We start from the raw sequence: 9152 nt of genomic DNA, 5'->3' as shown, positions 1-9152 counted from the left end.
GCGGTGTCCTGGCCCGGCAACTCGTAGTAGCTCACGAGGCCGGCTGTGTTGTGCTGGCCTCTCGCCGTGGCGCCGCCGCCGACGGAGTGCCGGAGCTGGTCGCGGACCTGGAGGCCGCCGGTGCCACGGTCCGTGTCGTGGCCTGCGACGTGTCGGACCGTTCCGCGGTGGTGGATCTCGTGGGTTCGGTGCCGGACGGCTTTGAGCTGCGCGGTGTGGTGCATGCGGCCGGTGTGCTGGACGACGGTGTGATCGGCTCGCTGACCCCCGAGCGTGTGGACCGGGTCCTGGCGGCGAAGGCGGACGCGGCCTGGTACCTGCACGAGGCCACCCGCGATCAGCCGCTGACCCTGTTCTCGGTCGTCTCGTCGCTCTCCGGGGTGCTCGGCGGTCCGGGCCAGGCCAACTACGCCGCGGCGAACGCCTTCCTCGACGCACTGGCCGTACACCGCAGGCAATCCGGCCTGCCCGGACAGTCGACCTCCTGGGGACTGTGGGCGCTGGAGAGCGCGATGACCAGGCATCTTGGAGCCGAAGGGGTCGAACGCCAGCGGGGCGAGGGTGTGCTGGCCCTCGGTACAGGCCAGGCCCTCGAGGTGTTCGACGCCGCGCTGACCGGGGGCGCCGCTCACGTGGTCGCTGTGCGCTGGGATATGGCGGCGCTGCGTCGACTGGCCGGGGCGGGGGAGCTGGCCCCCTTGCTGACGGAGCTGGTGCCGAGGGCGCGGCGGAAGGTGGCGGGAGGTGAGTCGGCGTCACAACTCGCCTCCCGGTTGCGCGCCGCAGATCAGGGGGAGCGGCAGCGGCTGCTGCTGGACCTGGTCACCTCGCAGGTGGCGGCCGTGCTCGGCCATGAGCGTGCCGACGAAGTGGACGTCGCTGTTCCCATTCAGTATCTGGGTCTGGATTCCCTCGGCGGCATCCAACTGCGCAATAGGCTGCGCGGCGCGACCGGCCTGGCCGTGCCCGCGATGGTCGTCTACAGTAATCCGACGTCCGAGGAACTCGCCCATCACCTTCATCAGCAATTGATTCCGGCGTCTGATTCCGGAAGTTGATTCCAACTGCTGTTTGCGGCGAGGGCGCCCGGCGCCCGGTCAGGACCGATATCCGGTCGATGGCGGGAGCGGCCTGGGCATCTGCCGGTCGGCCCCTTCGGACAGTGCCTCCGGGTCGGGTGCGGAGCTTCCGCACCCGGCCCTCGCGCATTGCCCGTGAATCGCGATCTTCGCAGGTCAAAGGGTCATTGGTGGCCCCAGGCGGGCGGTCGGGGCCGTGTCGGCCAGGGTTGATGGGGTCGAACCGGCGGCCATAAATTACGGCGGCGGCCGTGAATGCGTCATGCCACGCGAGTTCCGAGATGCCGCGCGACTTCCGAGAGGGTAGAGATGCATCCTTCGCGTTCGTTCGGTATGTCGTCGGCGCAGAAGGAACTGTGGCTGGCACAGCGTCTGATGCCGGATATCCCCAACAACCCGAGCCTCGTGGCGGATGTGCGGGGTGTCCCGGACGTCGTACTGTTCGACACCGTATTCCGTACCCTCCTGGAGGAGGCGGAAGTCCTCCGGGTCAACTTCCGCGAGACCGAGGAAGGGCTGCGGCAGATCGTCGTCGACGCCGGGGCGTGGGCGCCGTTCCACAACGACGTGAGTGCCGAGGCCGACCCGGAGGCGGCGGCGCGGGCGCTCGTGGAGTCCCTGGCGGCGCGGGTCTTCGACCTCGACCACGACATCCTGTTCCGTGCCGGGACGATCCGGCTGTCGGAGTCCCGCTTCTGGCTGTTCATGGGCTTCCACCACCTGGTGACCGACGGCTTCGGCATGTCGATGCTCGTCTCGCGGGTCGCCGAGCTGTACGCGGCGGCGCGGGCGGGGCACCCGGCACCGCAGGCGGCGTTCGGGGACGCCGGCGTGATCGCGCGGGAGGACGATCGGTACCGGGCGTCCGAACAGTTCACGGCCGACCAGGAGTTCTGGCGGGAGTATCTCGCCGATCTGCCCGCCCCGGTCCTGCTGCCCGGTGAACGCAGTTCGGACCGGCCCGACATGGTGCGCCGCACTGCCGTCGTATCGCGGGACGAGCTGACCGAGTGGGAGCAGGTCGCCGAATCGATCGGGCTGTCGGTCAGCGGTCTGCTCTCGGGCGCGGCAGCCGTGTTCTACGGCCGGATGTGCGGACTCCAGGAGTTCGTGTTCTGTGTCGCCGGGGCCAACCGGTCCGGTGTGACCGCCACTTCGCCCGGACTGATGTCCGGGCTGGTTCCGGTGCGGCTGTCCGTGCCGGTGGACGCGAGCTTCCACGACATCGCCCACGCCATGACGAACCAGCAGCGGGCCGTCGCCACGCACGGGCTGATGCAGATCTCCGACATCCGCAACGCGATCGGTGTCTCCAACGCAGGCGTCAACGTGTTCGGGCACAACCTGAACATCATTCCGTGGGTGGACACGCTGGACTTCGGCGACGCCCGCGGCCACATCGACACCATCCGGTTCGGCGCCGTCCAGGACCTCACGATCACCGTGCTGGGCGACGCGCGCCCCGGTCACGGGATGTCCGTGTACGTCGACGGCAACGCCACCCTGTACGGGGAGGCCGACCTGGACCTGTTCCTCGACCAGTTCCTCGGGCTCGTCCGCTCGGTCGTGGACGACCCGTACGTGCCGGTGAGCCTGGTCGAGATGATGGACGAGACACTGGCCCGGCGGGTGCTGGTGGAATGGAACGACACCGCGTGCCCACCGGTGCCGGGCACCATCCTCGACGTCTTCGGCCGGCATGTGCGACGGACCCCGCAGGCGCCCGCGATCGTGTCCGGCGACCGCACGCTGACCTACGCCGAGCTGGACGCGTGGTCGAGCCGGCTGGCCCGCGAGCTCGTACGCCACGGGGTGCGGCGGGAGGACCTGGTGGCGCTGGCGTTCGCGCCGTCCGTGGAGTTCCTGGTGGCCATGTTCGCCACGCTGAAGGCCGGCGCCGCCTACGTACCGGTGAACCTGCACTACCCTCCGGAGCGGATCGAAACCCTGCTCAGCGGTACCGCCCTGGTACTGACGGCCGCCGAATCGGCGCCGGCACTGGCGCACACCGCCGTCACCGTCCTCACGTGGACCGACCTCGCCGGCACCGCAGCCGACGCGGACGACGCGGAGGGCGCGTACGAGGACCTCGTGGCGGCGGCCGCCGAGGACACCGGTCCCGCCCTGGCGCCCGGCGGCCCCGCCACGCCCTCGGGCCTGGCCTACGTCATGTACACCTCCGGGTCCACGGGCGGCCCCAAGGGTGTGATGATCACGCACGAGGACGTGGTGGCTCTCGCCACCGACCGGCGGTTCGCCGGCCTGGATCGCGTACTGCTGCACTCCTCCCTTTCCTTCGACGCCGCCACCTGGGAGATCTGGATCCCGCTGCTGACCGGGGGCAGCGTGGTCGTGGCCCCGCCCGGGAACGTCGACGCGGTGGCCCTGCGGGAGCTCATCCACCGGCACCGGCTGTCGAGCACACTGCTGCCGACCGGGCTGTTCGCGGCCGTCGTGGAACAGGACCCGACGAGCCTTGCCGGCATGACCCAGCTCTGGACCGGCGGCGACGTGCTGCCGGTCACCACCGTGGAACAGATGCGCGTCCACTGCCCGGACACGCTGATCGGCAATGCCTACGGCCCGTCGGAGATCACGACCTGCTGCCTCACCCACGAGGTGCGGCCCGGAGAGGACGTGTCCGCGGGCGTGCCGATCGGGGTGCCGATGGACAACGTGCGGGTGTACGTCCTCGGCCCCGGCCTGGTGCCGGTGCCGCCCGGCGTGGTGGGCGAGCTGTACATCGCGGGCGCCGGCCTGGCGCGCGGCTACCTGTCACGGCCGGACCTGACGGCCTCGCGGTTCGTCGCCGACCCTTTCGACCCGGCCGGCGGGCGCATGTACCGGTCCGGCGACCTGGTGCGCTGGAGCACCTCCGGCGAGTTGCTGTTCGTCGGACGGGCCGACCACCAGGTGAAGATCCGCGGCTTCCGGATCGAGCCCGGCGAGGTGGACACCGTGCTCGCCGGACACCCGGAAGTGGTCCGGTCGGCGGTGATCGTGCGGGACAGCGCGGGCGACCGGGCCCGGGGCGAGGTGACCAGGCAACTGGTCGCGTACGTCGTCGCCGGCGGCGCCGGGGACGACGGTGAGGTCACCGGGAACGACGACGAGGGCGTGGTGGCCCATGACGATGATTCCCTGGTCGACCGGCTGCGGCTGTATCTGGCGGAGCGGCTGCCGGAGTTCATGGTGCCGGCGGCGTTCGTCCTCATGGACAGGCTGCCGTTGACGGTCAACGGCAAACTGGACCGGACGGCCCTGCCCGCCCCGGCGCTCGCCGACGGGGAGTACCGGGCGCCGGGATCGGTGGAGGAGAAACTGCTGGCGGGCGTCTTCGCCGAGGTGCTGGAGGTCGAACGGGTCGGCCTGGACGACGACTTCTTCGCCCTCGGCGGGCACTCCCTGGCGGCGGCACGGCTGATCGGCAAGGTGCGGCGGGCCTTCGGGACGGAGGTGCCGATCCGCGCGGTGTTCGACCATCCCACGGTGGCCCGGCTGCTCCCGCGCATCGGGAGCGGGCCGGGCGGGGCGTCCTCCGTGCCGGTGCGGCCGCGGGTCGAACCGGTGGCGCGCCCCGAGCGGCTGCCGCTGTCGTACGCGCAGAGCCGGCTGTGGTTCCTGTACCGGTTCGAGGGGCCGTCGGCGACCTACAACCTGCCCGTCGTCCTGCAACTGCACGGAACCGTCGACGCGGAGGCGCTGGCGGCGGCCTTCCGCGACGTGGTGCTGCGGCACGAGAGCCTGCGCACCGTGTTCGACGAGGACGAGGAGCACGTCGCCCACCAGCGGGTCCTGCCGCCGCACGAGGTCACCGCAGGCCTGGTGACCCGTACCGTCACGGCTGACGGCGGCGTCGACGCGGCGATCACCCGGGAGCTGGAGCACCGCTTCGACCTCCGCACCGAAGTCCCGGTGCGCGCCACCCTGCTGGGGGACGGGCGGGGCGAGAACGTGCTGGTGCTGGTGATGCACCACATCGCCGGTGACGGCGCCTCGATGGCCCCGCTGACCCGTGACCTGGTGGCGGCGTACACGGCCCGCACGGCCGGACACGCACCGGCCTGGACGCCGTTGCCCGTGCAGTACGCCGACTACACCCTCTGGCAGCGCGACCTGCTGGGCGAGGTGTCCGACCCCGACAGCCTGGCGTTCCGGCAACTGGAGTACTGGCGCGCGGAGTTGACCGGCATCCCGCAGCCGCTGGCGCTGCCCGCCGACCGGCCGCGGCCCGCCCGGCCCAGCTACCGTGGCGACACCGTCGAGTTCGCCGTGGACGCCGGGCTCGCCGACGCGGTGGAGCGGCTGGCGCGGGAGCACGGCGCCACCACACCGATCGTGCTGCAGGCGGCGCTGGCGGTGCTGCTGTCCCGGCTCGGCGCCGGCGACGACGTGACGATCGGCTCACCGATCGCCGGCCGCACGGACACCGACCTCGACGACCTGATCGGCTTCTTCGTCAACAACTGGGTGCTGCGCGCCGGCCTCTCGCGGCACTCGTCCTTCGCCGAGCTGCTCGACGGCGTCCGGGACAAGGCGCTGGCCGCCTACGCCCACCAGGACCTGCCGTTCGAACGGCTGGTGGAACTGCTCAACCCGGAGCGCTCCACGGCCTACCACCCGCTGTTCCAGGTGATGTTCGTCTGGCACGACGGCCTGTGGCCCGAACTGGCCGCACCCGGACTGACCTTCGAACCGCACATGAACATGGCAGACGGTCTCCAGGTCGCCAAGTTCGACCTCACCCTGACGCTGTCAGCGGCCGACGGCGGAGGACTCCGGGGTTTCCTGGAGTACGCGCGGGACCTGTTCGACCGGAGCACCGCCGAACGGCTCACCGCCCGCTTCGTCCGGGTCCTGGAACAGGTCCTGGCCACCCCGGCGAACTCGCTCACCGCCGTCGAGATCGTCGACCCGGACGAACGGCGGCTCGTACTGACGGACTGGAACGACACGGCGCGCGAGGCCGAACCCCGCACCGTCCCGGAGGCGTTCGCCGCCCAGGTGGCCCGCACCCCCGACGCCCCCGCCCTCACCGGGGCGGACGCCACCCTCACCTACCGGGAACTCGACGTCCGCTCGGATCGCCTTGCAGCGGCGCTGACGCGCTGGGGCGCCGGACCGGAGACCCTGGTGGCACTCGCCGTACCGCGCTCGGCCGACCTGATCGTGGCCCAGCTCGCGGTGCTCAAATCCGGCGCCGGATACCTGCCGTTCGACGTCGAATACCCGGGCGAGCGCCTTGAGTTCGTCCTGGCCGACGCCCAGCCGGTCCTGGTCCTCGCCACCCCGGAGTCCGCCGCCGCCGTGCCGCGGACAGGCGTCGAGGTACGCACCCTGGACGAGTTCGAGGCCCCGGACGGCGCGGCGGCCCCGGATCGGCCGGCCGCCCCGTCCGGGGCGGCCGGCGTCGCCTACGTCATGTACACCTCCGGGTCGACGGGTGTACCCAAGGGCGTGGTCACCACCCAGGAGGACATCGTCGCCCTCGCCACCGACCACCGGTTCGCCGGAGCGCACCGCGTACTGGTCCACTCCTCCCCGGCGTTCGACGCCAGCACCTTCGAGATCTGGGTCCCACTGCTCACCGGCGGCTGCGCCGTCGTGGCACCCGCGGGAGGCGACCTGGACGCGCCGGCACTGCGCGAACTGGTGGCCACCCACTCCCTGACGGCACTGTGGCTGTCGGTCGGCCTGTTCGCCACCGTCGTCGACCAGGACCCGACCTGCCTCGCCGGCCTGTCCGCGCTGTGGGCGGGTGGCGACGCCCTGCCCGTCGCCACCCTGCGGCAACTGTGGCGGCACTGCCCCGGCGTCCAGGTGATCAACGGCTACGGCCCCACCGAGACCACGACCTTCGCGGTCACCCACGCCTTCACACAGGACGAGGATCTCTCCGCGGGCGTGCCGATCGGCCGGCCGCTGGACAACATGCGTGTCTACGTCCTCGACGGCGGCCTGCGCCCGGTGCCGCCCGGCGTGGTCGGCGAACTCCACCTCGCCGGCGCCGGACTGGCCCGCGGCTACCTCGGCCGTCCCGGCCTCACCGCCGCCCGCTTCGTCGCCGACCCGTTCGGCGAGGGCCGGCGTCTCTACCGCACCGGCGACCTGGTGCGCTGGACCCGCTCCGGCGAACTCGTCTACGTCGGCCGCAACGACGCCCAGGTGAAGGTGCGCGGCTTCCGGGTCGAGCCGGGCGAGATCGAGGCCGTGCTCACCGGCGACCCCGCCATCGCCCAGGCCGTCGTCCAGGCCCGCGTGACCGACGCCGTGAACGGCTCCAGACAACTGGTGGCCTACCTGGTCCCGGACCCGGCGTACCCCACCGACGACCTCGCCGCCCAGGGCCGCGCCCTCCTCACCGAGCGGCTCCCGGAGTACATGGTCCCGGCGGCCTTCGTCGAACTGGACCGCCTGCCCCTCACGGTGAACGGCAAGGTCGACCGCGCGGCCCTGCCCGCACCGGTGTTCACCGGCGGCGACTACCGCGCCCCGCGGTCGGCCACGGAGGAACGCCTCACCGAACTCTTCGCCGAGGTGCTGGAGGCCGAACGGGTCGGCGTCGACGACGACTTCTTCGCCCTCGGCGGGCACTCGCTGCGCGCGACCCGGCTGATCGGAAGGATCAGACGGGCCTTCGGGGCGGAAGTGCCGATCCGGGCCGTCTTCGACCACCCGACGGTGGCACGGTTCGCGGCCCACCTCGACTCTGCCGCGAAGGCCCGGCCCCGGGTCGCGGCCGCCCCGCGTCCCGGGCGACTGCCGCTGTCGTTCGCGCAGAGCCGGCTGTGGTTCCTGTACCGGTTCGAGGGTCCGTCGGTCACGTACAACATGCCCGTCGCCCTGCGACTGCGCGGCCCGCTCGACGTGGCCGTGCTGACCGCCGCGGTGCGTGACGTGGTGCTGCGGCACGAGAGTCTGCGCACGGTGATCGGTGAGGACGAGCGGGGCGTGGCGTTCCAGCGGATCCTGTCGCCGCAGGACGTCTCGATCGAGGTCCCGGTGCGTCCGGTCACGGAGGACCAGGTGGCGGACGCGATCGCGGAGGCGGTGGCCCACCGGTTCGCGTTGGAGTCCGAGATCCCGATCCGGGTGAGCCTCCTCGCGGTCGGACCGCAGGAACACGTGCTCGTCCTGCTCATGCACCACATCGCGGGCGACGGCGCGTCCATCGCCCCGCTGGCCCGCGACCTCGCGACGGCCCACGCGGCACGCACGGCCGGCTCCGCCCCCCAGTGGGGGCCGCTGCCCGTCCAGTACGCCGACTACACGCTGTGGCAGCAGGAACTGCTGGGAGACGTCTCCGACCCCGACAGCCTGGCAGCACGGCAACTGGACTTCTGGCGGGCCGAGCTGGCCGGCTCCCCACAGCCGCTGGCCCTGCCCACCGACCGGCCTCGACCGCCACGCCCGAGCCACCGCGGCGACACCGTCGAGTTCCGCATCACACCGGAACTGTCCGCCGCGGTGGAGGCGCTGGCCCACCGGCACGCCGCGACACCGCCGATCGTGTTCCAGGCCGCATTCGCCGTCCTGCTGTCCCGGCTCGGCGCCGGCGAGGACGTCGTCATGGGTTCGCCGATCGCGGGCCGCACGGACGAGGACCTCAACGACCTCATCGGGTACTTCGCCAACAACTGGGTCCTGCGGGTCGACCTGTCGGGTGACCGGTCGTTCGAGCAGGTCGTGGACCAGGTTCGGGACAAGGCTCTCGCGGCCTACGACAACCAGGACCTCCCCTTCGAGCGGCTGGTCGAGCTGCTCAACCCGGAGCGTTCCACGGCCTACCACCCGCTGTTCCAGGTCGCGTTCGTCTGGAACAAGGACGTCCTGCCCGCCACCACCTCCCCGGACCTCCAGGTGACGGTCGAACCGATCCCCAACGACACGTCGAAGTTCGACCTGACGGTCCGGCTCGTCGAGGACGACTCGACGGACGGGGACGGCCTGCACGGCAGCCTCGAATACGCCCTTGATCTGTTCGATCGGGGTGTGGCGGAGTTGTTGGTGGGGCGGTTTGTGGGGGTGTTGGAGCAGGTGGTGGCTGTGCCGGGGGTGTCGGTGCGGGGTGTG

Annotated in this window: 2 protein-coding genes; both read left to right on the top strand. The window is 71.7% G+C overall.

Annotated elements, in window-relative coordinates:
• Window positions 1-1058, top strand: a 1058-nt coding sequence (locus ACZ6B1_RS34150) for a type I polyketide synthase (RefSeq protein ID WP_468784647.1), incomplete at its 5' end; no start/stop codon positions are given.
• A 330-nt stretch (window positions 1059-1388) separates the two neighbouring features.
• Window positions 1389-9152: amino acid adenylation domain-containing protein (locus ACZ6B1_RS34145; protein WP_468784646.1), on the top strand; the 7764-nt coding region annotated here is incomplete at its 3' end.

It is taken from the genome of Streptomyces sp. NPDC041129 (genome assembly GCF_055592265.1).
The sequence above is the reverse complement of the archived record's forward strand: the minus strand, read 5'-3'. Positions and strand labels throughout refer to the sequence as shown.